Here is a 26329-nt window from a genome sequence, read left to right on the forward strand (position 1 = left end):
ACCGTAAGGGGATTGTTATGAGTCGTGATGTCGTTGTCTTAAGTGCAGTTCGCTCCGCAATTGGTAGCTTTAACGGTTCACTGAGTAGCTTTGAACCTTCTGAGCTTGGCGGAATCGTCATGAAAGAGGCGGTTGCCCGCTCTGGAGTAGATCCCGCAAAAATTAATTACGTGACTGTTGGCAACACCATTCCAACAGACAGTCGTTATGCCTATGTAGCTCGTGTTGCTGCGATTCAGGCAGGTTTGCCAATGGAATCCGTTGCAATGGCCTTGAATCGTTTGTGTAGCTCTGGTTTGCAAGCGATCGTGACAACAGCTCAGCAAATTATGCTCGGTGATTGTGATTATGGTGTTGGCGGTGGCGTAGAAGTCATGTCTCGCGGTATGTACGGTTCACCAGCAATGCGCAGTGGTGCGCGTATGGGCGATACCAAGATGCTGGATTTAATGGTTGCAGTATTAACCGATCCATTTGGCGTTGGCCATATGGGTGTTACTGCAGAAAATCTCGTTGAGAAATGGAAATTAACTCGCGAAGAGCAAGATGCTCTCGCTGTTGAATCCCATCGTCGCGCAGCAAATGCTATTAAAGAAGGTCGCTTTAAGTCCCAAATCGTGCCAATCACTATCAAGACTCGTAAGGGTGACGTTGTATTTGATACTGACGAGCATTGCAAGCCTGACACCACAATGGAAACATTGGGCAAAATGAAAGCCGTGTTCAAAAAAGAAGGCGGCTCAGTTACTGCTGGTAATGCATCTGGCATTAATGATGGTGCTGCGTTCTTTGTATTGGCTGATGCTGAGACCGCAAAGAAGGCTGGACATAAGCCAATCGCTCGCTTAGTTTCTTATGCGGTTGCTGGTGTGCCAAACCACATTATGGGTGAAGGTCCGATCCCTGCCACCAAGCTTGCTCTTGAGCGCGCTGGTTTGAAGCTTGATCAAATGGACGTAATTGAATCTAACGAAGCGTTTGCGGCGCAAGCACTTGCGGTTACTAAAGGACTGGGATTGGATCCTGCTAAGACCAACGTCAATGGTGGTGCAATTGCTTTAGGTCACCCTATTGGTTGTTCGGGTGCGGCAATTGCGACAAAAGCAATCCATGAGCTACAACGTGTTCAAGGTAAATATGCTTTGGTAACAATGTGTATTGGTGGCGGTCAAGGTATTGCAACCATTTTTGAACGCATGTAATCCAATAGCTATTAATTAGCCAGTTAGCTAATTAATAGCAAAGCAGCATCTAAGCCGACGTGATCAAAAGCCGCGTCGGCTTTTTCTTTAACTACGGGCTTTGCTTGATAGGCCACGCTAATACCCGAGCCATTCATCATGATCAGGTCATTTGCTCCATCGCCCATTGTGATGGCGTTGGCTCTGGTGCAACCCAATCGTTGGCAGACATCATCGAGGTGAGCTGACTTAGCTAGACCATCAACAATATCGCCCAGTACTCTGCCGGTAAGTTTTCCGTCAATAATTTCGAGGGTGTTGGCCTGAGTTTGCTTAAAGCCAAGCCTCTCACGTAGCTTCTCTGTGAAAAAGGTAAAGCCTCCTGATACCAGGAGTGTATATAAACCGCGTTGTTGGGCGCCCGCCAGTAACTCAACTGCTCCTGGGTTGGGTTGTAAGCGCTCTCGATACACGGCTTCAAGAGCATCTGCATGGATGCCCTCAAGCAGAGCGACACGCCTTCTAAGACTCTCCTTAAAGTCTTTGATCTCACCACGCATCGTAGCTTCGGTAATTTGCGCAACTGCTGATTTTTTTCCTGTGAAATCCGCAATCTCATCAATGCACTCAATATTGATTAATGTGGAATCCATATCCATAGCTAGGATTTGAATATCCTTGGGGACTAAATCTGCATTCAAAAAGCAAAGATCGGCCTTGTATTGAGAGCAGAGTGCGCGCAGCTTCTCTCGCTGTATTACATCGAGATGTTGGCTACATGCCCAACGTTCAGAGTGGTAGGCGCTATTGGCAATTTGTCCACCAAGAGTATGTAAGGTAGCGCTAAATTGACTGGCGTGATCCTTTAATTCAAAAACAAGCTTCTCTGAGATGGGCTCTCTGGAGAGTGCTACAAGGGTTTGATGTTCTGCCATAGGTAAATAATAGATGAGTAGGGTGCCTTTAGCTTACTTTTGCAGCACTTAAGACTGCTGAATCATTCAGACGGCGAAGAACCTGCCGGATGGCTTCAAGACGTTGCTCTAATTTCTCAAAGTCGCGGTCTTTCTGAGGGTTAATTTTGAGCTTATCTTGGCCATTCAGCTGAATATGCTTTGATGACTGAATGAGCTGAATGATTTTCAAGGAGTCAATTGGCGGATTGGGGATAAATTGAATCTGAATTGAGAGCGGGCTCGCATCAATTTTCTTGATGCCAAAACCTTGCATCTCTAAACGTAAACGATGAGTCTCGTAAAACGACTTTGCTTGGTCGGGGAGATCTCCAAAGCGGTCAACGAGTTCTTCACGTAAACCCATTAACTCAGAGAAATCATTGCAATTGGCAAAACGCTTGTATAAAGAAAGTCGCTCGTGCACATCAGGACAATAATCATCAGGCAGCAGGGCTGGTACACCTAAGTTCACATCAGTTATAGCCTGCAGAGGTGAGAGTAGATCGGGTTCTTTCCCGCTACGCAAGGATTTCACAGCACGATTAAGCATTTCGGTATAGAGCTGAAATCCAATTTCATGGATATCCCCAGATTGTTTATCGCCTAATACTTCACCTGCACCTCGAATCTCAAGGTCATGCATCGCTAGATAAAAGCCAGAACCAAGCTCCTCCATTGCTTGAATGGCATTTAAGCGTAACTGAGCCTGTTTGCTTAGTGCTTCAGGATCTGGAACGAGTAAATACGCATAAGCTTGGTGGTGGGATCGACCAACGCGACCACGTAATTGATGTAGCTGCGCTAGACCAAACTTGTCAGCACGGTGCATGATGATCGTGTTAGCTGTTGGAACATCAATACCGGTTTCAATGATGGTGGTACACAGCAATATGTTTGTGCGCTGCGTAACAAACTCCCGCATGACAGTCTCTAGCTCTCGTTCATGCATCTGCCCATGCGCCACACTGATTCGGGCTTCTGGAATGAGCTCTTGCAAAGCATGTTTTCGGTTTTCAATCGTCTCAACTTCGTTATGCAAGAAATAGACTTGACCACCACGCTTAATTTCACGAAGCACTGCCTCGCGGATAACGCCATCACCTTCACGCCGAACAAAAGTTTTGATGGCTAGTCGCTTCTGTGGAGCTGTTGCAATGATGGAGAACTCACGCAAGCCTTCCATAGCCATACCCAAAGTTCTAGGAATGGGTGTTGCGGTAAGCGTGAGAATGTCCACCTCTGCGCGTAGAGCTTTTAATGCATCCTTTTGTCGCACACCAAATCGATGCTCTTCATCAACAATGACAAGGCCTAAATTTGCAAATTGCGTTTCTTTAGAAAGTAATTTATGAGTGCCGATAATGATGTCTGCCTCACCTTTGGCAATTGCCTCTAGCGCAGCATTGATCTCCTTGGTGGTTTTAAAGCGAGATAACTCAACGATTTTCACGGGCCAGTCAGCAAAACGATCTTTCCATGTGGCAACGTGTTGTTCAGCAAGTAGGGTGGTTGGAGCAAGGATAGCTACTTGTTTACCGCCCATGACGGCTACGAAGCTAGCGCGCAATGCAACCTCTGTTTTTCCAAAGCCTACATCTCCACATACCAAGCGATCCATTGGTGTGCCACTTGTCATGTCGCCTATAACTGCGGCAATAGCATTGGCTTGATCAGGAGTTTCTTCAAAGCCAAAGCTTTCCGCAAAAGCTGCATAGTCATGTGCTGAAAATTCAAAAGCATGGCCCTTACGAATTGCACGTGCCGCATAAAGCCCGAGCAGCTCTGCGGCAGTATCTCTAATTTGTTGGGCAGCTTTGCGTTTTGCCTTATCCCATTGCCCTGATCCCAACTGATGTAATGGCGCAGAGTCTGGATCTGATCCAGCGTAACGAGTGACCATTTGCAGTTGTTGAACCGGTACATATAGTGTGGCATCGCCCGCATATTGCAGATGTAAGAACTCCTCAAAGATTGGAGCCTCTTTTGGCGCCGCTAGGTTTAGTAAGACTAATCCTTGGTATCTGCCTATGCCATGCTCTGAATGAACAACGGGATCCCCAATTTTGAGTTCAGATAAATCCTTAAACAACATGTCGGGATCGGCGTTTTCTCCGCCTTTACCCTTGCGCCTCTGTCTCGCTGTAGAGGTAAATAATTCAGCTTCAGTTAAAACAAGTAAGTTTTCTGAGGTCCAGAGAAAGCCATTAAAAAGCGGGGCTGTTACTAGACCAAAGAGCGAATCGCTCTTAACAAATTCAGCAATGCTATCGAATCCCTCAGGCTGCAGAGGGTAAAGCGTTTTACCGTCTGGTCCCGCGACACCATTGCTTTCATCTAAAAGTTGTCGAATGGATTCTTTTCGACCCGCGCTATCACTACAAATTAGAACGCGTAATTTCTCTTGGGAGACGATATTGCGCAAACGCGATATCGGATCTGCATCACGTCGATGAACCGCAACATCGGGTACCGCCTTAAAAGTGCTGGCATCTTGATTGTTATCGGGTTCATTTTCTAACGCTAAGCGCGCATAGGGCTTTGCATTAGAAAAATATTCATCAACATCTAAAAATAATTGATTAGGTGGAAGAATTGGACGATCAAGATCGTGCTTCAGAAACTCATAGCGTGACTGAGTATCTCTCCAAAAGTTTCGTATTGATTGCTCTACATCGCCAACATTTACCAGCCATACGGGGTCACCGGATCTTGGGAAGTAGTCAAACAAAGACGATTGATCGTCAAAGAAGAGGGGTAAATAAGATTCAATGCCTGCGCTGGGAATGCCGAGGTTTGCATCTTTATAAATTGAGCAACGAGTTGGGTCTCCCTCAAACACTTCTCTCCACCGACCCCTAAAGGCCGTGCGCGCTTCATCATCAAAAGGAAACTCATGTCCAGGAAGAATGCGGATTTCCTTAACGGGGTAAAGGCTACGTTGTGTATCTGGATCAAATGCTCTGATCTGTTCGATTTCATCGCCAAACAAATCTAGTCGATAGGGAAGGCTTGAGCCCATGGGATATAAGTCAATCAAGCCGCCACGAATGCTGTACTCACCAGGTCGCATTACCGCACTAACGGGGTCATAACCAGCTTGCTGTAATTGCAGTTTTAATGCGGATTCATTGAGCTTATCGTTTTGTCTGAAAAAGAAAGTATGGCCAGACAGAAATTGTGGTGGACCTAAGCGTTGCAATGCTGTGGTCACAGGAACCAAAACAATGTCGCAACTACCATTCAGAAGTTCATATAGGGTTGCTAAACGCTCGGATACCAAATCCTGATGTGGAGAAAAATGATCGTAAGGCAGGATTTCCCAATCTGGTAATAGGCGTACCTTTAGCTGAGGGGCAAAAGCAGGTATCTCTTCTGCCAGTCTTTGCGCTTCTTGAGCTTGGGCGCAAAAAACGACCATGACAGAGAAATCATTGCGATAGCGTATGGCTGATTGGGCTAGTAGGGCAGCATCTGCTGAGCCAATTAGCCCCGAGAAGGTAAAGCGCTGCCCAGCCCGCGGAGCAGGTATGGGGGGTGCTAGATTTAATGCATCAGACATCTGTGCTCATTATAGAATCAGGTATGAGCTCTGGAAACCAAGTCCCCAACCAATCTAAAGGATGTCACGCGGTATTGCCAACCGCGGGTATTGGCTCTCGATTGGGCGGTGAACTACCAAAGCAATTCCAGCAATTGGCTGGAAAACCAATGCTTGCCTATGCATTAAATGCATTTGCTCAAGTTCCGCAGATTGAATCCATTTGGGTAGGTGTTTCACCCGGTTTTATCGATCATCCGATCTTGAAAGAATTTGCCAATTTAGGTAAGCCCGTTCATTTCTTGCCAACAGGCGGACCCACCAGACAAGAGACCGTTAGAAATACATTGGTAGCCTTAATGAGTTCAGGAATTGGTGAGAACGATTGGGTGTTAGTACATGACGCAGCAAGACCGGGAATTACACCCACTTTGATCGCTAAGTTGATTCAGTCTGTTCAGAGCTCGAGTTCGGGAGGCTTGCTGGCCATGCCTCTAGCGGATACCTTGAAGCAAGCCGATCTCAATTCAGTTGTTGCTGGGAATCTTCCGCATTCTGTTAGAACGATTCCTCGTGATCATCTTTGGCAAGCTCAGACCCCACAAATGTTTGCTTTAAAAAGGCTGCACTCCGCATTGGAAGAGGCAATTAGACAAGAGTCTGATGTAACAGATGAAGCCAGTGCTATGGAATTGGCAGGAGAAAAGCCTTTGCTGATTGAAGGTGCAACTCGAAACTTTAAAGTGACGCATCCAGCAGATTGGGAGCTCATGCAACTCTTACTGGGCTAGTCTATTTAATATGACTCAATCAAATATCCACATTCCTCAATTTCGAATTGGCCAAGGCTACGACATTCATGCATTGGTTTCCGATCGTAAATTAATTTTAGGTGGCGTTCATATCCCTTATGAAAAAGGTTTACTAGGTCACTCTGATGCTGATGCTTTATTGCATGCTTTAACGGATGCTTTGTTGGGTGCCGCAGGCCTCAATGACATTGGCCAACTATTTCCAGATGATGACCCTCAATTTAAGGATATGGATAGCCGAATCCTATTAAGAGCTGCCTTACAGAAGGTTCAGGCAGCCGGATACCATGTGGGTAACGTTGATGCCACCATCATTTGCCAGACGCCTAAATTGGCAGGGTATTTGCCTGAAATGGTGCGAAATATCGCCTCTGATTTAGCCGTAACCCCTAGTCATATCAACCTCAAAGCCAAAACCAATGAATCCCTGGGTCATTTAGGACGGGGAGAGGGGATTGCAGTGCATGCAGTCGCTTTGCTCTATAAGGCCTAAAACAGGCTCTAAAACCCTAAACATTGTAGAATTACGGTCTTTAGAGTGAAGTTTGAGCTTGGTAGTGTTTGCGGAATTCGCGAGGATGGCGAAATTGGTAGACGCACCAGGTTTAGGTCCTGACGCCAGAAATGGTGTGGGGGTTCGAGTCCCCCTCCTCGCACCACAAGATTACTACTTGGCTTGGACTTCATATTTCCAGATCTTCAATTAAGAGACGAGAATGGCTGTGCAGATAGAAAATTTAGGTTCCTTGGATCGCAAAATGACTTTGGAGTTTGCTCGCGCTGATTTAGCGAAAGCACGCGAAGCGCGTTTGGCTAAAGTGGGTAAGACCATGAAAATGGCTGGCTTTCGTCCAGGCAAAGTTCCTAAGAGCATGGTGGAAAAGCAGTACGGCATGCAAGTCGATTTTGAACTTCAATTCGATAAAGCATCTGAACTCTTTTTTGAGCACAGCAAAAAAGAAGGCATTGCTTTAGCTGGTCAGCCACGTCTTGAGCCAAAAAGCGAATTAGATGCAGACACCATTGTGTTTGATGCATTCTTTGAAGTTTTACCTGAAGTGAAGATTGGTGACTTCAGCAAAGCTGAAGTGACTAAGTACACAACAGAAATTGGCGATGCTGAGATTGATCGCGCATTGGATGTATTGCGTAAGCAGCAGGTTCACTATCACCCACGTGGTGAGGCTGGTCCTCATGGAGATGGTGGCTCTAATACTGCTGCTCAAAATGGCGACCAAGTAGTGATTGACTTTGTTGGCAAGATCGATGGAGTTGAATTTGCTGGCGGAAAAGCAGAGAACTTTGAATATGTGTTGGGTGAAGGTCGCATGCTTCCAGAGTTTGAAGCGGCTACTTTGGGCCTAAAGGCTGGCGAGAGCAAGTCATTCCCGCTTAGCTTTCCGGCTGACTACCACGGCAAAGATGTTGCAGGCAAAACTGCTGAGTTCACAATTACAGTTAAATCCGTTAATTGGGCACATTTGCCAGCAGTTGACGATGCATTCGCGCTTTCATTGGGCGTGACTGAAGGTGGCGTAGCAAAGATGCGTGAAGAAGTGAAACAGAATTTAGATCGCGAAGTAAAACGTCGCATCACTTCTTTATTAAAGAATGATGTAATGGATAAGCTCAACGAATTGTGCGAGCTAGAGATACCAAAATCTTTGGTATCTTCTGAGCAGGATCGTTTGGTAGAGGGTGCCCGACAAGATCTAATTCAGCGCGGCGTGCCAAATGCAAAAGATGCACCAATTCCTCCGGAGATTTTTGCTGAGCAAGCCCTAAAGCGTGTTCGTCTCGGCTTGATCTTGGGTGATTTGGTAAAGCAAAACAATTTGGCCGCTACAGCAGACCAAATTAAGGCTGAAATCGATGAGCAGGCCGCCACTTACGAAGATCCAAAAGAAGTGGTGCGTTGGTTCTACAGCAACCCAAGCCGCCTAAAAGATATCGAAAATTTAGTACTTGAGGACAATGTGATTAAGCATTTCACATCACTTGCTAAGGTAAATGAAAAAGCAATTAGCTTCGAAGAATTAAGCAAGCTAAACTAATTCAATTATTTAAAGGGGGTCTTATATGAGTCAGAGCCATTTACAAGCTGAAAGTCTAGAGTCAAAAGGTCTGGGCTTGGTTCCGATGGTGATTGAGACCTCTGGTCGTGGTGAGCGTGCTTACGATATTTACTCGCGCCTTTTGCGTGAGCGTGTTGTTTTCTTAGTCGGCGAAGTGAATGATCAAACTGCTAATCTCGTTATTGCGCAGTTATTGTTCTTGGAGAGCGAAAACCCAGACAAAGACATTTCTTTGTACATTAACTCTCCTGGTGGATCCGTTTCTGCTGGCTTGGCAATTTATGACACTATGCAATTCATCAAGCCACATGTAAGCACTTTGTGTATGGGTATGGCTGCTAGCATGGGTGCATTTTTATTATGTGCGGGCGAAAAGGGCAAGCGCTTTGCGTTACCAAATTCTCGCGTAATGATTCACCAGCCATTGGGCGGTGCTCGTGGCCAGGCGTCTGATATTGAAATTCAAGCCCGTGAGATTTTGTATTTGCGTGAACGCTTGAACAAAATTTTGGCTGATCGCACTGGCCAGTCGATTGAAACAATTGCTAAAGATACTGATCGCGATAACTTTATGTCCGCCGAGCAAGCTCGTGAATACGGCTTGATCGATACAGTTATCGAAAAGCGTCCATAAAATTTTCTTTTAATTACTCTATGGGTAAATAGATTGAGCGAAACAACAACAAATTCAGGCGATAAAGTTTTGTATTGCTCTTTCTGCGGTAAGAGTCAGCATGAAGTAAAAAAGCTGATCGCTGGACCCTCAGTATTTATCTGTGACGAGTGCATTGATCTATGCACCGATATTATTCAAGAAGAGATTGCTAAGCTTCCAAAAGAAGAGGGCGATGATTCTTTGCCTACGCCCCATCAAATTCGTGAAAACTTAGATCAATATGTGATTGGCCAAGATCAGGCGAAAAAGACATTAGCTGTTGCCGTATATAACCACTACAAACGTTTGCGGTATCTGCCAAAACCTAAAAGAGAGAAGTTAGATAAGGATGGCAAGCCTGTAGAAGCAGGCGATAAAAAAGAGTCAAAAGCACCTGCAAAAGCAATTGTTGATGGTGTTGAGTTGGCAAAGAGCAATATCTTGTTAATTGGACCAACAGGTTCTGGCAAGACCTTGCTAGCGCAAACATTGGCTCGCATGCTCGACGTTCCATTCGTGATGGCTGATGCCACCACCTTAACCGAGGCTGGTTATGTTGGTGAAGATGTTGAGAACATCATTCAAAAATTGTTGCAGGCTTGCGATTACAACGTAGAGAAAGCGCAGCGCGGAATTGTTTATATCGATGAGATCGATAAAATTTCACGCAAATCTGATAACCCATCTATCACTCGCGATGTATCTGGTGAAGGTGTTCAACAAGCCTTGCTGAAATTAGTCGAAGGCACGATGGCATCCGTGCCACCACAAGGTGGACGTAAGCACCCCAATCAAGATTTTCTACAAGTTGACACTACCAATATTCTCTTCATTTGTGGCGGTGCATTTGATGGCTTGGAAAAAGTGATTCAGCAACGTACTGCGAAGACTGGTATTGGATTTAATGCAACTGTTCCCGGCAAAGATGATCGCGGAGTAAGTGATTTGCTGCTTGAAGTGGAGCCAGAGGATTTGATTAAATTTGGATTAATTCCTGAGTTGATCGGACGTTTGCCTGTTGTTGCTACTTTGGCTCAATTGGATGAAGCAGCATTAATTGCCATTCTGACCGAACCTAAAAACGCTCTAGTCAAACAATATCAAGCACTTTTGACCATGGAAGGCTCGGAGCTCGAAGTGCGTCGTGAAGCCCTATCTGCGATCGCTAAGAAGGCAATTGCCCGTAAAACTGGTGCGCGCGGCCTCAGATCTATCCTAGAAGGCTCTTTAATGGATGTGATGTATGACTTACCATCTTTAAAGAACGTTCAAAAAGTTGTTATTGATGAATCTTGCATTGCTGAGGGTGGCAAACCACTTTTGGTCTACAAGCAAGATCTTGAACAGGCTGATTTAAGCAAAAAAGCCTAAATTCTTAGGGTTTTCGCTATTTTTTGGGCATTTTTGCCCATTTTTTGCACTTTTTTCTCTTGAATTTCTCAAAATGCTACCCATATAGGTAGTATGCTACTCAAAAATAATGTCTCTATTTAGTGGTTGCGCATCATCAAGCCACTAGAAAAGACGCTTGAGGATTAATTACTTGGAGGAATTGCCTTTATGCCTGGCCACTTATTACTACCCTCTGAACCGATTCAATTGCCATTGCTTCCTCTAAGGGATGTGGTGGTGTTTCCTCATATGGTGATTCCGCTCTTTGTGGGACGCCCAAAATCCATCAAGGCTCTTGAAGCTGCAATGGAAACTGGTAAAAACGTCCTTTTGGTGGCCCAGAAAACTGCTGCCAAAGATGAGCCTGGAATTGAAGATCTCTACGAGGTTGGGTGCATTGCTAATATTTTGCAGATGCTCAAGCTGCCTGATGGAACTGTAAAGGTTCTGGTTGAGGGTGTGCAGCGTGCAGAGGTCAGTCAAATTGAAGACAGTCTTGGTTATTTCAATTGCGAAGCTACGCCTACTGCAATCAATGCAATAGATGCCCATGAAACAGAAGCGTTGAGACGCGCGATCATGGCGCAGTTTGATCAATACGTGAAGCTTAATAAGAAGGTTCCTCAAGAGATTTTGTCTTCCTTAGGCGGCATTGATGACCCAAGCCGCTTGGCTGATACCATTTGTGCGCACTTGCCAGTCAAGTTAGAACAAAAGCAGCGCTTGCTTGAGATGACTGACGTCGTTCAGCGTCTCGAAAGTCTCTTAGCCGATCTCGAAAGTGAAATTGATATTCTTCAAGTGGAGAAGCGTATCCGTGGTCGCGTCAAGCGTCAGATGGAAAAGAGTCAGCGTGAGTACTATTTGAATGAGCAAGTTAAAGCGATTCAGAAAGAACTCGGCGAAGGGGAAGAGGGTGCCGACCTTGAAGAGCTTGAGAAGCGCATTAAGGCTGCTCGTATGCCTAAAGAAGCTTTGAAAAAGGCTGAATCCGAACTGAAGAAGCTGAAGTTGATGTCGCCAATGTCTGCCGAAGCAACGGTGATTCGCAACTTTATTGATACGCTCGTGAATCTACCCTGGAAGAAAAAGACCAAGATTAACAATGATCTTTCCAATGCCGAGAAAGTGTTGGATGAGGATCACTATGGCTTAGATAAGGTCAAAGAGCGTATTCTGGAATATCTCGCAGTTCAACAACGTGTAGATCGCGTAAAGGCACCGATTCTTTGCTTAGTCGGCCCTCCTGGTGTGGGCAAAACCTCATTGGGTCAATCTATTGCGCGGGCCACCAATCGTAAGTTTGTGCGCATGGCTTTAGGTGGCGTGCGTGATGAATCTGAGATTCGTGGACATCGTCGTACTTATATCGGCTCAATGCCCGGTAAGATTTTGACTAGCTTGACTAAAGTGGGTGTGCGCAATCCATTATTCCTATTGGATGAGGTGGATAAGATGGGTATGGATTTCCGTGGAGATCCTGCAAGTGCATTGTTGGAAGTTTTGGATCCAGAGCAAAATCACACTTTCCAAGACCACTATGTAGAAGTGGACTTTGATCTGTCTGATGTGATGTTTGTAGCCACATCAAACTCTTTAAATATTCCTGGGCCCTTGCTTGATCGCTTGGAGATCATTCGTTTAGCTGGCTACACGGAAGATGAAAAGACCAGTATCGCTGTTAACTACTTAATTCCAAAGCAAATCAAAAACAATGGTTTGAAGAAGGATGAGCTCAAGATTGAAGATAGCGCTGTGCGTAATATGATTCGCTATTACACACGCGAGGCTGGTGTTCGCTCTCTAGAAAGAGAAATTAGCAAGATTTGCCGCAAGGTGGTGAAGTTGCTACTTCTGAAGAAAGAGGCTGCGCCAGTGGTGGTGAATGCGGAAAATCTAGAGAAGTTCTTATCAGTACGCATGTTCGACTTTGGCTTGGCAGGCAAAGAGAATCAGGTTGGACAGGTTACAGGCCTTGCATGGACTGAGGTCGGTGGTGATCTTCTGACTATCGAGGCTGCGGTGATGCCTGGTAAGGGAGTGATTACTAGAACTGGCTCTATTGGTGATGTGATGAAAGAATCTGTAGAGGCTGCGCGTACAGTTGTACGTTCACGAGCAAGACGCCTTGGTATTGAAGATGAATCTTTTGAGAAAAAAGATATTCACATTCACTTCCCAGATGGCGCAACCCCTAAGGACGGTCCTTCAGCAGGAATTGCCATTACTACAGCCTTGGTTTCCGTCTTTACGGGAATTCCAATTCGTTCTGACGTGGCAATGACTGGCGAAATCACATTGCGTGGGGAAGTGCTTCCAATTGGCGGTCTCAAAGAAAAGCTATTAGCTGCGCATCGAGGTGGAATCAAGCTTGCCTTGATTCCAGAGGAAAACGTTAAGGATTTGATTGATATTCCTGATAACGTCAAGAATGCAATTGAGATTGTTCCTGTGCGCTGGATTGATAAAGTGTTGGAGCTGGCTTTAGAGCGTATGCCTGAGGCACTCCCAGAGCCCACACCTGAAGAGCTGGCAAAAAAGGCTGCCGAGGCAAGTAAAGCTTCTGAAGCTGCTGCGTCGAGTAAGGTGCTAAAGCACTAATCCCCTTGTTTGCTAATATCTAACCGCTAAATTTGGCTACTGAAGTTGTCAGGTTTAGCGGTTTTTATCAAGAATTCTGCGCTTGGGTTACAATCTCACCTGTAATGTTTTGGGGCGCTTAGCTCAGTTGGTAGAGCGTCTGCCTTACACGCAGAATGTCGGGAGTTCGAGCCTCTCAGCGCCCACCAAAAATTACCTCGAAAGCCTGTTCTTGGCTTTACCCTCTGAATCTCCATAGCCTAGTAAACTCTTAAAGTTGCACGCTTAATTGCTTAACTTTATTGGCCAGAATATTCATGTTTGATACCGTTCGAAAACACCAAAAAATACTTCAATTGGTTCTGATGCTGTTTATCGTTCCATCATTTGTGATGTTCGGGATTTCCAGTTATTCCAGTTTTATGGATAAGGAAACTGACTTGGTCAAGGTCAGCGGCAAGCCAATTACCGCTCAAGAAGTCGATAACGCGGCCAAGCGTCAAGCGGAAAGAGTTGGTGGTAATTTGCAAATTGCGCAAAGTCTGCAATTTCGTCAAGCCATATTAAATGAGTTGTTACAACAACGTATTCTTGGGTTCGCTGTACAAAATTTACGTTTACAAGTTGGTAAAGAAGCATTGATTAAAAGTTTGCAGGGCATTCCACAAATTCGCGCTTTGTATCGTCAGGATGGCAGCTTTGATGATGCGCGTTTTAAGCAGTTACTTGCTAGTAATGGTTTAAATGAAGAGCAGTTCTATGCAAGCCAAGCATTTGATTTAAAAATTAACCAATTAGTTAACTCTGTTGCGCGCACCGAGATCGGTACCCCAAAATTATCCGAAGTGATTTCTACGCTTTATGAAACTGAACGTCAGGTGCAATCACTATCCTTTAATGCAAAAGATTATTTAAGTAAGGTGAATCCATCGCAAGAGGAGCTTCAGGCCTTCTATGACGCGAATAGTAAATTATTTGAAAACCCTGAATACGTCGATGTTGAATACATCGTACTTAAAGCCGATCCTAAAGAAGATGCCAAAGTGTTTAGCGAGAAGGCCGATCAATTCGCTAATATGACTTACGACCAGTCTGATAGTTTGAAGCCAGCCGCTGATAAGTTGAAATTGACTGTTCAAAGCCAAAAGGGGATGACTCGATCTGGTCCCACCGGTGTATCGAAAGATCACCCCCTGGCCAATCCTAAAGTGGTTCAGTCTCTGTTTGGTGACGAAGCGATAAAAAATAAACGTAACACTGAGGCCGTTCAAACTTCACCAGGAGTTTTTGTATCCGCTCGAGTCGTTACTTTTCATCCAGCACAAATCCTTCCATTTAAAGATGTTGCAAGTGAAGTGAAACGACAAGTAAGTCAGCGTGCTGCTGAAAAGCTTGCAGTGGCTGCAGCTGCTGAGAAATTTTCAGCACTGGAAAAGGATCCTAAAAATGCTTCTGGTTTTGCTCCCCCTGTATGGGTATCTCGAAACAAGCCCACTAATTTGGTAGGCCCAGCTTTAGATGATGTGATGTCGATTAACCCAGATAGATTCCCAGCCGTAGTTTCGGTAAGCAATCCTGGGGTTGGCGCGACACTGTACCGTGTTGATCAAATTCGTCAACCAACCGGGGTGGATGCTAAGGTTCATAAGGCCCAGGCTCAGCAAATACAGGCGCTTGCAGCTCAGTCTGAGTTTGCTGGCTTCATGGCTTACTGGCGTGATGCTGCTAGCGTAAAAGTTATTAATCCACTTAAACCACTATCCAGCGGTTCTGGCAGTTAATTTCGATATTATTTATTAGGAAATAATATCGATTGATATGGGGCCATAGCGCCCCATACGTTTTTGAAGAGAATGGATTGGGCTGCAACATTTGGATGAATGTTATCCGCCTGAAATAAATCCTTATGCTGAGCTACGCCCTCTAAAAAGAATGGCAGAAGTTGAATACCTTCTTGTGATGCAAGCATTGGATATAAATCCTTAAATTGTTTGGTGTATTGCTGTCCATAGTTTGGTGGTATCTGCATGCCAAATAGCAGCACCTTTGCTCCAGACCGTTTAGACAGCTGAATCATTTTTTGTAGGTTCTCTTTAGTCTGTTCAATCGTTAAGCCCCGTAATGCATCATTTGCGCCTAATTCCAAAAACACAATTCCAGGTTTTTTAGACTCTAAGAGGGCGGGGAGTCTTGTTAGTCCGCCAGAGCTGGTTTCCCCGCTGATACTGGCATTAAATACAGACAATTTACTTCCTTGCTTATGCAATTCTTGTTCTAGCAGTTTTACCCAACCGCTCCCACGCGGTAAGCCATATTCAGCAGAAAGGCTGTCCCCCAGGACCAAGATCACAGGATTAGCGCTCACCCAAGAGCTGAATGTAAATAACAGGCAAAATAGACCAATTAAAGTATATTTTTCAAACAGTTTGGCTATACGTTTTTGATGCATATATGACTATTTCTGCAAAGGCCCTTATCGCTAATCATCTTGATAAAGAGGTTTCATCAAGTGATGGTATTTTGACTATTTTGCACGACATTAGCTTTGCTATAGATCATGGAGAGAGCGTCGCCATTACTGGAGCGTCAGGCTCTGGAAAGAGCACATTACTCGGTCTTATGGCTGGATTGGATCTTCCTAGTTCCGGATATGTCTCCTTAATGGGGCAAAACCTTGGTGAATTAGATGAGGACGGAAGGGCGAAATTACGTGGGGAGCACATTGGATTTGTGTTTCAGTCATTCCAGTTACTTTCTCATTTGACAGCCCTTGAGAATGTTGCCTTGCCAGCTCAAATGCAAGGTCATCCAAATGGACTCAGTGAGGCTATGGCATGCTTAGAGAAGGTGGGTCTTCAAGGTCGTTTTAATCATTTTCCGAAAACGCTATCTGGGGGAGAGCAGCAGCGAGTAGCGCTGGCACGAGCCTTTATTACTAAACCTAAAATCCTCTTTGCGGATGAGCCCACAGGAAGTCTGGATGAAGCCAGTGGTAATCGGGTCATTGACTTGCTTTTTGACCTAAATGAGGCCAACCAATCCACCCTGATATTGGTTACCCATGACCCAGCCTTGGCTGGTAGGTGTCAACGCCAAATCCACCTCCGGGGCGGTCGTTTGGCGTAGGTAAAACCTTATAATCTAGGAATGTCTTTTTTCCACTTTTTGCCCGGCGCAACTGCGCTTTCCGCCTTCCGCCAACAACGCCTATTGGCCTCCTTGAAATCTCAGGGAGTAGATCTTGACTCAATTGAGGCGCAATTTTTACACTTTATCTGGTCCGAAGAAAAGGTTGATCAAGATAAGGAACAAGTTCTTCAGAATCTTTTGACTTATGGTCAGCCTTTTGTTTCTCAATTGTCTGCTGGGAAATCATGGTTTGGAAAAGGTTCAGGCAATATTCAGGGTGCAATTGTTGTTCCTCGATTTGGCACCGTTTCACCATGGGCTAGTAAGGCGACAGATATTACTCGGCAATGTGGTTTAGATGTTTTGAGAATTGAGCGTGGCGTTCAGTTCTCATGGAAATCAAAAAAGCCTTTAAATTCTGAGCAACACCAGCTTGTCTTGGCGACAATTCATGATCGGATGACGGAGTCAGTGATTGATTCCGTTGAATCGGCCAATCAGCTGTATCAAACATTAGATGATCGCCCATTGGCGCGTGTACCAGTATTGACAGAGGGTAAATCGGCTCTAGACAAAGCAAACCAAGAGCTTGGTTTGGCCTTGTCTGATGATGAAATTACCTACCTTGCGGATAATTTTGCGCGACTCAATCGCAATCCCAGTGATGTAGAGCTAATGATGTTTGCTCAAGCTAATAGTGAACATTGCCGCCATAAAATTTTTAATTCCAGCTGGACGATTGATGGCCAAGAGCAAGATAAATCATTGTTCGCCATGATTCGCAATACTCATCAGCTTCAGCCTGAAGGTACGATTGTTGCGTATTCAGATAACTCAGCGATTATGGCTGGATGTGAAGCAGAGACATGGGCTCCACAAGGTAATGAACATCGTTATGTAAAAGACACTCGTCTAGTTCACACCTTGATGAAGGTAGAGACGCATAATCATCCAACTGCAATTGCCCCTTTTCCTGGTGCATCAACTGGTGCCGGTGGCGAGATTCGAGATGAGGGTGCCACTGGAATTGGCGGGCGCCCTAAAGCTGGATTAACTGGTTTCTCTGTCTCTAATCTCAATATTCCCGGAACTAATCTTCCATGGGAGGAGGAGCAATACGGAAAACCTGAACGTATTGCAACACCCCTGCAAATTATGACTGAGGGACCTCTGGGGGGAGCTGCATTTAATAATGAGTTTGGGCGACCAATTCTAGGTGGCTATTTCAGAGTATTCGAGCAGACACTTGGCGGCTTACGACGTGGTTACCATAAGCCCATCATGATTGCTGGCGGTATCGGCAGTATTGATTCAATTCATACACATAAAAAAGAAATTCAGTCTGGCCATTTGTTGATTCAGCTGGGTGGCCCTGGAATGCGAATTGGTATGGGTGGAGCAACTGGTAGTTCTGTATCTACTGGCACGAACACTGCGGATCTAGATTTTGATTCTGTACAGCGCGGCAATCCAGAAATGGAGCGTCGTGCTCAAGAGGTGATTAACGCTTGCCGTGCCTTGGGTGATCAAAACCCAATTGTTTCAATTCATGACGTTGGTGCTGGTGGTTTATCAAATGCCTTCCCTGAATTGGCTGATGGCGCAGGGTTGGGTGCTCAATTTAAGTTGCGCAGCGTGCCGCTTGAGGAAAGCGGCATGAGTCCTGCTGAGATCTGGTGTAACGAGTCCCAAGAACGTTATGTATTGGCTATTGAAGATAAAGACCTAGATCTATTCAAATCCTTCTGTGAGCGGGAGCGTTGCCCGTTTGCGGTTGTAGGCGAAGCAACTCAAGAACGCCAATTGCGATTACTTGATTCGAAGCAGCCCGCGGGATCCGACGATGCCTTGCCGATTGACATGCCAATGGAGGTCTTATTAGGTAAGCCACCACGCATGCATCGCGATGTAAAGCGTGAGCACCAATCTTTTGCAGAGTTGAATGTAACTGATGTGGATTTGGCTCAGTCTATTGCTTGGGTGCTACAACAACCAACAGTTGCCAGTAAATCATTTCTCATTACGATTGGTGATCGCACAGTTGGTGGTTTAAATGCGCGTGATCAGTTTGTCGGTCCGTGGCAGGTTCCTGTGGCAGATTGCGCCGTCACTATGATGGATTACAAAGGATATCGCGGTGAAGCGATGTCCATGGGTGAGCGTACTCCGGTGGCGGTAATTGATGCACCTGCGGCTGCTCGTATGGCAGTTGGTGAGGCTATAACGAATTTATTAGCTGCCGATATTAATCGACTTGAAGATGTAAAGCTTTCTGCAAACTGGATGGCGGCTTGTGGTGCGCCCGGTGAAGACGCAAAGCTTTATGACTCTGTTAAAGCAGTTGGAATGGAACTTTGTCCTGCCCTTGGAATCTCAATCCCTGTGGGTAAAGATTCCCTGTCCATGGCTACAGAGTGGAAAGAGGGTGGTCAAGCCAAGAAGGTAGTTGCTCCAGTTTCTTTGATCATTTCTGCATTCGCATCGGTACACGACGTTCGCAAAACTGCAACCCCATTGCTTAAGTTTAATAATTCAGACGGCTCGCCCCTGGAAACTGAATTGATCTTGATTGATTTGGGTCGCGGTAAAAATCGCATGGCAGGCAGTATCTTGTCGCAGGTATTAAATCAGTCAGGCAAGACTGCTCCAGACCTTGACCATCCAGAAGATCTCAAGAATCTTGCCGCCGCCATTATTGAGCTTCGCAAAGACAATCAATTACTCGCTTACCATGATCGTTCTGATGGTGGTTTACTAGCGTGTATTGCTGAGATGGCTTTTGGATCTCATGCAGGCATATCAATAAACGTCGACATGATTGCAGTTGATGCTGGTCAAGAACCAGATCACGGCGATGCCAAGAATTGGGCGCAACAAGTTTCTGGTCGTCGTCACGAGCAAACTATGCGCGCATTATTTAATGAAGAGCTTGGCGCGGTAATTCAGGTTCGCAGAGTCGATCGAGATGCTGTATTTGCTACATTGCGTAAGCTTGGTCTAAGTGCGTTTAGTCATGTCATTGGCAAGCCTAATACAAATGGCCGTATAGAAATCTGGCGTGATGCAAAGAGTATATTTGCTGAACCACGTGAGGTATTGCAAAAGATGTGGACTAATACGAGCTATCAAATTGCTCGTATGCGTGACAACCCAGACTGCGCTGATTCAGAGTTTGCGCTATTAGACAACCTAGCTGACCCTGGCATGTCGCCTAAATTGACGTTCGATATTGCTGATGACGTATCTGCGCCATTTATCAATAAAAACGCTAGACCTAAAGTGGCAATTTTGCGTGAGCAGGGTGTGAACTCACACGTCGAAATGGCTTATGCCATGAACTGGGCTGGTTTTGATAGCTATGACGTGCATATGTCGGATCTCCTGAGGGGCAAGGCTAAGCTAGATGATTTCAGGGGTTTAATCGCCTGTGGTGGATTTAGCTACGGAGACGTTCTTGGTGCGGGTGAAGGTTGGGCAAAGACTATTTTGTTTAATCAGCAGTTGCGTAATCAATTTGAGACATTCTTCAATCGACAAGATAGTTTTGCTTTAGGTGTTTGTAATGGTTGCCAGATGATGAGTAATCTTGCGGGAATTATTCCGGGTGCTGAAGCATGGCCTAAATTTACACGCAATCAATCAGAGCAGTATGAAGCCCGCTTAGTAATGGCTGAGGTATTGGCTTCTCCATCGATCTTTACTCAAGGCATGGAAGGAAGTCGGCTTCCAATTGCTATCGCTCATGGCGAGGGGTTTGCTAATTTCAGTCAACAAGGAAATTTGGAGAAAATTCAAAGCCAAGGCTTATCCGCTCTACGATTTGTGGATCATTCTGGTAGGCCAACTGAGATTTACCCAATGAATCCAAATGGTTCACCTGGCGGTCTAACAGGGGTTACCACTCCTGATGGTCGTTTCACGGTAATGATGCCTCATCCAGAGCGAGTTTTCCGAGCGGCGCAAATGAGTTGGTGCCCACCTGAGTGGCTTGATTCGCCTGATGGTGCTAGCCCATGGTTACGCTTGTTCCGTAACGCTCGCGTTTGGGCAAAATAAACTTGCTAGCGATGGAACCAGTAACTTTCTCCGAAAGCGGGGGAATTCGCTATTTGCACTTTGGTACAGATTTGATCCAGGGTGCAATGCGCATTCGTGACCCTGACGAAATTTATCTCGAGTACAACCAGCAGATGATGGCCTGGCTACTGTTTCTTGAAACAAAGCCGGGAATGAGGGTTGCTCAACTAGGCCTTGGAACAGGTGCTTTGACTAAGTTTCAGTATCGTCATTGCCCTGCAGTTAAAACTACGGTGGTGGAGTTAAATCCAGCAGTTATTGTGTCTGCGCGCTCCATGTTTTCTACCCCTAATGATGATCGTAGGTTAGAAACCCTACAAACTGACGCGAAAGCATTTGTTCAATCGAGTCGCTATAAGAATCAGTTCGATGCCGTACAAGTAGATTTGTACGATGCTATATGTGATGGACCAGCTGCTAGCTCGCTTGAATTCTACAAGGGCTGCTTCAACATTCTCAAAAGTCCAGGCGTAATGACAGTGAATCTGTTTTCACGTCATAAAAGCTTCGACATCAACCTCAAGAATATTTGCGAGGCTTTTGATAATCGCGTTTTATTGTTTCCAGAATCACATGATTGCAACGTTGTAGCAATGGCGTTCAAAGGCCCCAAATTAGACGTTGAGTGGAAAGATGTTGGAAAACGTGCCAAATTGATCATGAACAAGACTGGGCTTCCAACAAATACATGGGCATCGGGCCTCAGTCGCGCCAATGCCCGCCAAGAAAATAGGCTAAGCATTTAGATTTGTTTTTGGTAATTAATGTCTAAATAAAAAGGCGATCACTAGATCGCCTTTTTATTGTTAAGCCGACTATATCGGCGTAATTCCATTACACCGTAACGGTATCAGCCACTTCGCTAAATGACTTGATCTTGTCAAAGTTCATGTAGCGATAGACTTCGGCTGATTTCGCATTCAGAGACTCAACTTGCTCCAAATATTCTTTTGGAGTTGGTAGGCGTCCTAATAAGGCCGCAACAGATGCCAATTCGGCAGAAGCCAGGAACACGCGTGTATCAATACCAAGACGATTTGGGAAATTACGTGTTGAAGTTGAAACAGCAGTAGAGCCCTTGCGGATTTGCGCTTGATTACCCATACATAGTGAGCAACCTGGGGTTTCCATGCGTGCACCAGTACGACCCAAAATGCCGTAGTAACCTTCTTCAGTTAGAACCATTTGATCCATCTTGGTAGGAGGCGCAATCCACAAGCGTGTTGGGATATCTGATTTGCCTTCAAGCACTTTACCTGCAGCACGGAAGTGGCCAATATTGGTCATGCAAGAACCGATAAATACTTCATCGATTTTCTCGCCAGCAACTTCAGAGAGGAACTTCACATCATCTGGATCGTTAGGGCAGGCTAGGATTGGCTCTTTGATATCGTTCATATCGATTTCAATGATCTCGGCATAGTCTGCGTTTTCATCGGCCTTGAGTAATTCGGGCTTAGCAATCCAAGCCTCCATTGCTTTGATACGGCGACCTAGGGTACGCTTATCTTCGTAGCCATTAGCAATCATCCACTTCATTAATGTGATATTAGACTGCATGTATTCGATGATTGGCTCTTTGTTCAATTGAACTGCGCAACCACCAGCAGAACGCTCAGCTGATGCATCAGATAGTTCAAATGCTTGCTCAACTTTGAGATCGGGCAAGCCTTCGATTTCCAAGATTCGACCAGAGAAAATATTCTTCTTGCCTTGCTTTTCAACTGTCAGCAAACCTTTTTTGATCGCATACAGTGGAATTGCATTTACCAAGTCACGCAATGTGATGCCTGGTTGCATTTTTCCTTTGAAGCGCACTAATACAGATTCAGGCATATCAAGCGGCATTACGCCAGTGGCTGCAGCAAATGCAACTAAGCCAGAACCAGCTGGGAAGGAGATGCCAATTGGAAAGCGAGTATGGCTATCGCCACCAGTTCCGCAAGTATCTGGGAGTAATAAGCGATTGAGCCAGCTATGAATCACGCCATCACCTGGGCGCAATGCAACGCCACCACGATTAGTCATAAAAGCAGGCAATTCATGATGAGTCCGAATATCGACTGGTTTTGGATAGGCAGAGGTATGACAGAAAGATTGCATTACCAAATCTGCAGAGAAGCCTAAGCAAGCCAAATCTTTTAACTCATCACGAGTCATTGGACCAGTCGTATCTTGTGAGCCCACAGTCGTCATATGTGGCTCGCAGTAGGTTCCTGGGCGTACGCCTTGACCCTCTGGCAGACCGCATGCGCGACCAACCATTTTTTGTGCCAAGCTGAAACCTTTTTTGTTATCAGGAGGGCTAACTGGTACGCGGAATTCTGTAGAAGCAGGCAAGCCTAGTGCAGCACGAGCTTTTGCTGTTAAGCCACGCCCAACAATTAATGGAATACGACCACCGGCACGTACTTCATCAAAAATCACTGGAGACTTGAGTGAGAAAGTCGCAATTTCTTTGCCATCTTTGAAGGCTTTTCCTTCATATGGGCGCAATTCAATAACGTCACCCATATTCATTTGCGACACATCTAACTCGATTGGCAATGCACCAGCATCTTCCATGGTATTGAAGAAGATTGGAGCAATCTTAGTGCCCAAGCAAACGCCACCAAAACGTTTGTTAGGTACAAATGGAATATCTTCGCCTGTCCACCACAATACTGAGTTGGTTGCGGATTTACGGGATGAACCAGTTCCAACAACGTCGCCTACGTAAGCGATCAAGTTACCTTTATTTTGTAGGGCTTCGATTTGCTTCATTGGGCCACGTACACCAGGCTCATCAGGTTCAATGCCAGGACGTGGGTTCTTGAGCATTACCGTTGCATGCAATGGGATGTCTGGACGACTCCAAGCATCAGGTGCTGGAGATAGATCGTCTGTATTGGTCTCGCCAGTAACTTTAAATACAGTCAACTTCATGCTTTCTGGAACAGCAGGGCGGCTTGTAAACCACTCGGCATCAGCCCAGCTTTGTAAAACAGCCTTGGCATTTGCATTGCCTTTTTCGGCTAATTCCTGAACGTCATGGAAGTAGTCAAACATCAACAAGGTTTTCTTTAGAGCTGCAGCAGCAGCGGAGCCACACTCAGCATCAGAGAGAAGTTCAACCAATGGTTTGATGTTGTAGCCACCAAGCATGGTGCCGAGTAATTCAGTTGCCTTTACACGAGAGATCAGCGGAGATTTTTCTGTGCCTTTGGCTACTGCATCCAAAAACTCAGCTTTTACCTTTGCGGCCTCATCCACGCCAGCTGGAACTCGGTTAGTAATTAGGTCAACTAACTCTGCTTCTTTGCCTGCTGGTGGGTTCTTGAGCAGCTTTACTAATTCCGCTACTTGATCCTTGGTTAGCGGGAGAGCGGGTATGCCAAGGGCGGCACGTTCAGCAACTTGGGCGTTATAGGCGTCTAACATGGTGGTTCCTATGCGGTAAAAGTGATAAAAGACAAGCCAAAAGGGTATTTTTACCCGATTAAGCCAATTATAGTTACTAATTTAAGTCTTATATAAGAGTTTAAACCCTAAGGGTTTTAGTGGGTAGTTCTAGACCACATTTTCTTCTTTTAGAGACCAAACCAAGGCAACTACCCAGCCAATGAGTGACCAGCCCAAAAACAGGTTTAGGGCAAAAATAGCCCCAGTGTTGGCACGTTTACGGTTGAAAGCAATCGCAAAAGGCATGAAATAAAATAGGGATAGTAGGGCAATAAGAACGGCAAATAGTAGACGCATTGAGCTTATTTCTCTCGAATCCAGGTCTGGGTTCTGCCAAGCAGGGGAATGCCAATGTAGGCCCTTAGATCCAATTTAGCCCCTTGATCTTTTAATTTCATTTCAGCCTTATAAATTTCGCCGTCATCAGGATCCAGAATTTGACCGCCGGTGTAGCTTTCCCCGGTCTTTTTAAGGCCGGTTAGGATCTCCATGCCTAATATTGGCTTCCCTTTTCGAGAATCCGTGCACTTTTCGCAAATGGAGGGGCCCGATGTGTCCAGCAGTTTGGTAATCGCCCCATAAAAAACACCATTTTTTTCAATAATCTGCACTAGGGCAGCGGGCTGATTTGTCTCATCATCAAAGGTTTTCCAGAGACCCGTGATTGAGTCATAAGTTTGAGCGGATGCCGCGCCTGCTAACCCTAGGAGGGTAGAGAACATAAGGGGGAGTGCTATTTTTTTAATCATTTACAGCCATATTAACTTGTTTCAAATCGGCTGTTTACCCTCAGCTATCGTTATAATTACTTTTTCCAACAGAGCTTAAGCGATGACCAAATACGTTTTTGTCACTGGTGGTGTGGTTTCTTCTTTAGGGAAAGGAATCGCAGCTGCCTCGCTTGCCGCGATTCTCGAATCCCGCGGCCTGAAAGTCACCCTCCTAAAATTAGATCCATATATCAACGTTGACCCGGGCACCATGAGCCCATTGCAGCATGGCGAGGTTTTTGTTACCGAAGATGGCGCAGAAACCGATTTAGATTTGGGTCACTACGAGCGCTTTGTTTCTGCAAAGATGCGCAAGAGCAATAACTTCACCACGGGACAGATTTATGAATCTGTCATTAGCAAAGAGCGTCGTGGTGAATATTTAGGAAAAACGGTTCAAGTTATTCCACACATTACCAATGAGATTCAGGCATTTATAGAGCGTGGTGCTAAGGCAAGTCACGATGGTAAAGCGGATGTCGCTATTTGTGAGATTGGCGGTACCGTAGGCGATATTGAATCCCTCCCATTTCTAGAGGCTGCAAGACAAATGAGCTTGCGCCTTCCAGTTCATAGCTGCGCTTTTGTGCATTTAACCCTTGTCCCTTATATCAACAGCGCTGGCGAACTCAAGACAAAGCCAACACAGCACTCTGTTCAGAAGTTAAGAGAAATTGGCATCATGCCAACCGTGCTTCTCTGCCGCGCAGATCGTCCAATACCAGATGATGAGCGTGCAAAGATTTCTCTTTTCTCAAACGTAAGAGAAGAGGCTGTGATCTCCGTTTGGGATGTCGACACAATCTATAAGATTCCTGAAATGCTGCACTCTCAAGGGATGGATGATCTCATTTGCCGCGAGCTGGAGCTAATTGCTAAACCTGCTGATCTCTCGGTATGGGCAAATCTGGTTTATGAGCTTGCCAATCCTAAGCATGAAGTGACTATTGGTATGGTTGGCAAGTATGTAGAGCTGACAGAGTCTTATAAGTCGCTTATCGAGGCTTTGCGCCATGCTGGCATCCATACGCACACACGCGTCAATATCAACTACATTGATTCTGAGCAAATCGAAAAGGATGGAGTAGGGTGCCTTAATGAGCTAGATGCCATTCTGGTTCCTGGAGGTTTCGGTAAGCGCGGAACAGAAGGTAAGATTGCTGCGATTCGATATGCACGTGAAAACAATGTTCCTTACTTAGGTATTTGCTTGGGAATGCAGCTGGCTGTAATTGAGTTTGCACGTCATGTGGCCAATATCGCCAAAGCAAATAGCACAGAGTTTGACGCTGATACGGATAGTCCAGTAGTTGCACTGATAACCGAATGGCTTGATCGCGAAGGTCGCGTTGAAAAACGTACCAATGATTCAGATTTAGGCGGAACAATGCGTCTTGGATCACAGCGCTGCCCAATCAAGCCAAATACACTTGCCCATCGCATTTATGGTGCCGAGGTAAATGAGCGTCACCGTCATCGCTATGAAGTCAATAATGTGTACGTGCCAAAACTCGAGCAAGCAGGTTTGGTTATCTCAGCCAGAACACCTAACGAATCATTGCCTGAAATGATGGAGTTGCCTGATTCTATGCACCCATGGTTCTTTGGCGTTCAGTTTCACCCTGAGTTCACTTCTACGCCGCGTGATGGACATCCTTTGTTTTCGGCATTTATCAAGGCGGCACTTGTACATCAAGATACCGCATTAAAGCAGGTAGTCTAA

General features: G+C 45.5%; 18 protein-coding genes and 2 tRNA genes. 14 read left to right on the forward strand and 6 right to left on the reverse strand.

The genetic code is table 11. From position 1 onward, the window contains the following. Positions 1 to 17: 17 nt before the first annotated feature. Positions 18 to 1202: an acetyl-CoA C-acyltransferase family protein gene (locus ICV39_RS07770; protein ID WP_215389538.1), complete on the forward strand. Its 1185-nt coding sequence runs from the start codon at positions 18 to 20 to the stop codon at positions 1200 to 1202. A 23-nt stretch (positions 1203 to 1225) separates the two neighbouring features. On the opposite strand, the gene serB is transcribed toward ICV39_RS07770, so the two are convergent. Further along, positions 1226 to 2116 (reverse strand): phosphoserine phosphatase SerB, encoded by an 891-nt coding sequence (gene serB / locus ICV39_RS07775; RefSeq protein ID WP_215389539.1) that lies wholly within the window; start codon positions 2114 to 2116, stop codon positions 1226 to 1228. 28 nt (positions 2117 to 2144) lie between these two features. Further along, positions 2145 to 5696: a transcription-repair coupling factor gene (mfd, locus tag ICV39_RS07780; RefSeq protein ID WP_215389540.1), complete on the reverse strand. Its 3552-nt coding sequence runs from the start codon at positions 5694 to 5696 to the stop codon at positions 2145 to 2147. Positions 5697 to 5719: 23 nt separating this feature from the next. Between mfd and ispD the strand changes: the two genes are divergently transcribed. The 9 genes from ispD to ICV39_RS07825 all read left to right on the forward strand — a co-directional run bounded on the left by ispD (position 5720) and on the right by ICV39_RS07825 (position 14970). Then, a complete protein-coding gene (ispD, locus tag ICV39_RS07785; RefSeq protein WP_215389541.1) occupies positions 5720 to 6466 on the forward strand; it encodes a 2-C-methyl-D-erythritol 4-phosphate cytidylyltransferase in 747 nt (248 codons plus the stop codon). Positions 6467 to 6476: 10 nt separating this feature from the next. Further along, the gene (gene ispF / locus ICV39_RS07790; RefSeq protein WP_215389542.1) at positions 6477 to 6980 is read left to right on the forward strand and encodes a 2-C-methyl-D-erythritol 2,4-cyclodiphosphate synthase; all 504 of its coding nucleotides are present in this window, start codon (positions 6477 to 6479) and stop codon (positions 6978 to 6980) included. Between the two features lie 79 nt (positions 6981 to 7059). Then, a tRNA-Leu gene (locus ICV39_RS07795) sits at positions 7060 to 7146 on the forward strand. 57 nt (positions 7147 to 7203) lie between these two features. Continuing rightward, on the forward strand, positions 7204 to 8541 hold the full coding sequence (tig, locus tag ICV39_RS07800) for a trigger factor (protein WP_215389543.1): 1338 nt from the start codon (positions 7204 to 7206) through the stop codon (positions 8539 to 8541). A gap of 25 nt (positions 8542 to 8566) precedes the next feature. Further along, complete coding sequence (gene clpP, locus ICV39_RS07805) at positions 8567 to 9196, forward strand: ATP-dependent Clp endopeptidase proteolytic subunit ClpP (protein ID WP_215389544.1); 630 nt, start codon at positions 8567 to 8569, stop codon at positions 9194 to 9196. A gap of 33 nt (positions 9197 to 9229) precedes the next feature. After that, positions 9230 to 10588, forward strand: coding sequence for an ATP-dependent Clp protease ATP-binding subunit ClpX (gene clpX / locus ICV39_RS07810; RefSeq protein WP_215389545.1), 1359 nt, complete (start codon positions 9230 to 9232; stop codon positions 10586 to 10588). A gap of 189 nt (positions 10589 to 10777) precedes the next feature. Then, entirely contained in the window at positions 10778 to 13210 is a 2433-nt protein-coding gene (lon, locus tag ICV39_RS07815) for an endopeptidase La (RefSeq protein WP_215389546.1), read from the forward strand. 112 nt (positions 13211 to 13322) lie between these two features. Further along, positions 13323 to 13398: transfer RNA gene (locus ICV39_RS07820), tRNA-Val, on the forward strand. Positions 13399 to 13506: 108 nt separating this feature from the next. Further along, entirely contained in the window at positions 13507 to 14970 is a 1464-nt protein-coding gene (locus tag ICV39_RS07825) for a peptidylprolyl isomerase (RefSeq protein ID WP_215389547.1), read from the forward strand. 8 nt (positions 14971 to 14978) lie between these two features. On the opposite strand, the gene ICV39_RS07830 is transcribed toward ICV39_RS07825, so the two are convergent. Further along, the gene (locus ICV39_RS07830) at positions 14979 to 15554 is read right to left on the reverse strand and encodes an arylesterase (protein ID WP_251372660.1); all 576 of its coding nucleotides are present in this window, start codon (positions 15552 to 15554) and stop codon (positions 14979 to 14981) included. A gap of 86 nt (positions 15555 to 15640) precedes the next feature. Here ICV39_RS07830 and ICV39_RS07835 point away from each other — a divergent pair, with 86 nt between their 5' ends. Genes ICV39_RS07835 through ICV39_RS07845 form a run of 3 tightly spaced genes read left to right on the forward strand, consistent with a single transcriptional unit; the run spans position 15641 to position 21141 of the window. Beyond that, positions 15641 to 16315, forward strand: coding sequence for an ABC transporter ATP-binding protein (locus ICV39_RS07835; RefSeq protein WP_215389549.1), 675 nt, complete (start codon positions 15641 to 15643; stop codon positions 16313 to 16315). Between the two features lie 21 nt (positions 16316 to 16336). Next, positions 16337 to 20374 (forward strand): phosphoribosylformylglycinamidine synthase, encoded by a 4038-nt coding sequence (gene purL, locus ICV39_RS07840; protein ID WP_215389550.1) that lies wholly within the window; start codon positions 16337 to 16339, stop codon positions 20372 to 20374. A gap of 11 nt (positions 20375 to 20385) precedes the next feature. After that, entirely contained in the window at positions 20386 to 21141 is a 756-nt protein-coding gene (locus ICV39_RS07845; RefSeq protein ID WP_215389551.1) for a spermidine synthase, read from the forward strand. Between the two features lie 88 nt (positions 21142 to 21229). Here the strand turns inward: ICV39_RS07845 and ICV39_RS07850 are convergent, their stop codons facing one another. From ICV39_RS07850 to ICV39_RS07860, 3 genes are all read right to left on the reverse strand, one after another. Further along, on the reverse strand, positions 21230 to 23815 hold the full coding sequence (locus ICV39_RS07850; RefSeq protein WP_215389552.1) for a bifunctional aconitate hydratase 2/2-methylisocitrate dehydratase: 2586 nt from the start codon (positions 23813 to 23815) through the stop codon (positions 21230 to 21232). Between the two features lie 129 nt (positions 23816 to 23944). Beyond that, positions 23945 to 24133, reverse strand: coding sequence for a superinfection immunity protein (locus ICV39_RS07855; RefSeq protein ID WP_215389553.1), 189 nt, complete (start codon positions 24131 to 24133; stop codon positions 23945 to 23947). 5 nt (positions 24134 to 24138) lie between these two features. After that, the gene (locus ICV39_RS07860; RefSeq protein ID WP_251372661.1) at positions 24139 to 24558 is read right to left on the reverse strand and encodes a DUF2147 domain-containing protein; all 420 of its coding nucleotides are present in this window, start codon (positions 24556 to 24558) and stop codon (positions 24139 to 24141) included. Between the two features lie 109 nt (positions 24559 to 24667). On the opposite strand from ICV39_RS07860, the gene ICV39_RS07865 reads away from it, so the two are divergent. Beyond that, positions 24668 to 26329 carry a CTP synthase gene (locus tag ICV39_RS07865; protein ID WP_215389555.1) on the forward strand — a complete coding sequence of 554 codons (1662 nt, stop codon included), beginning with the start codon at positions 24668 to 24670 and terminating at the stop codon, positions 26327 to 26329.

This window comes from Polynucleobacter sp. MWH-UH25E (assembly GCF_018687095.1).
Lineage (GTDB): Bacteria > Pseudomonadota > Gammaproteobacteria > Burkholderiales > Burkholderiaceae > Polynucleobacter.

What these genes read in the sequence shown, in the direction of transcription:
- ICV39_RS07770 (WP_215389538.1), top strand. Translation starts at nt 18, where the DNA reads ATGAGTCGTGATGTCGTTGTCTTAAGTGCAGTTCGCTCCGCAATTGGT.
- serB (WP_215389539.1), bottom strand. Translation starts at nt 2,116, where the DNA reads ATGGCAGAACATCAAACCCTTGTAGCACTCTCCAGAGAGCCCATCTCA.
- mfd (WP_215389540.1), bottom strand. Translation starts at nt 5,696, where the DNA reads ATGTCTGATGCATTAAATCTAGCACCCCCCATACCTGCTCCGCGGGCT.
- ispD (WP_215389541.1), top strand. Translation starts at nt 5,720, where the DNA reads ATGAGCTCTGGAAACCAAGTCCCCAACCAATCTAAAGGATGTCACGCG.
- ispF (WP_215389542.1), top strand. Translation starts at nt 6,477, where the DNA reads ATGACTCAATCAAATATCCACATTCCTCAATTTCGAATTGGCCAAGGC.
- tig (WP_215389543.1), top strand. Translation starts at nt 7,204, where the DNA reads ATGGCTGTGCAGATAGAAAATTTAGGTTCCTTGGATCGCAAAATGACT.
- clpP (WP_215389544.1), top strand. Translation starts at nt 8,567, where the DNA reads ATGAGTCAGAGCCATTTACAAGCTGAAAGTCTAGAGTCAAAAGGTCTG.
- lon (WP_215389546.1), top strand. Translation starts at nt 10,778, where the DNA reads ATGCCTGGCCACTTATTACTACCCTCTGAACCGATTCAATTGCCATTG.
- ICV39_RS07825 (WP_215389547.1), top strand. Translation starts at nt 13,507, where the DNA reads ATGTTTGATACCGTTCGAAAACACCAAAAAATACTTCAATTGGTTCTG.
- ICV39_RS07835 (WP_215389549.1), top strand. Translation starts at nt 15,641, where the DNA reads ATGACTATTTCTGCAAAGGCCCTTATCGCTAATCATCTTGATAAAGAG.
- purL (WP_215389550.1), top strand. Translation starts at nt 16,337, where the DNA reads ATGTCTTTTTTCCACTTTTTGCCCGGCGCAACTGCGCTTTCCGCCTTC.
- ICV39_RS07845 (WP_215389551.1), top strand. Translation starts at nt 20,386, where the DNA reads ATGGAACCAGTAACTTTCTCCGAAAGCGGGGGAATTCGCTATTTGCAC.
- ICV39_RS07850 (WP_215389552.1), bottom strand. Translation starts at nt 23,815, where the DNA reads ATGTTAGACGCCTATAACGCCCAAGTTGCTGAACGTGCCGCCCTTGGC.
- ICV39_RS07855 (WP_215389553.1), bottom strand. Translation starts at nt 24,133, where the DNA reads ATGCGTCTACTATTTGCCGTTCTTATTGCCCTACTATCCCTATTTTAT.
- ICV39_RS07860 (WP_251372661.1), bottom strand. Translation starts at nt 24,558, where the DNA reads ATGTTCTCTACCCTCCTAGGGTTAGCAGGCGCGGCATCCGCTCAAACT.
- ICV39_RS07865 (WP_215389555.1), top strand. Translation starts at nt 24,668, where the DNA reads ATGACCAAATACGTTTTTGTCACTGGTGGTGTGGTTTCTTCTTTAGGG.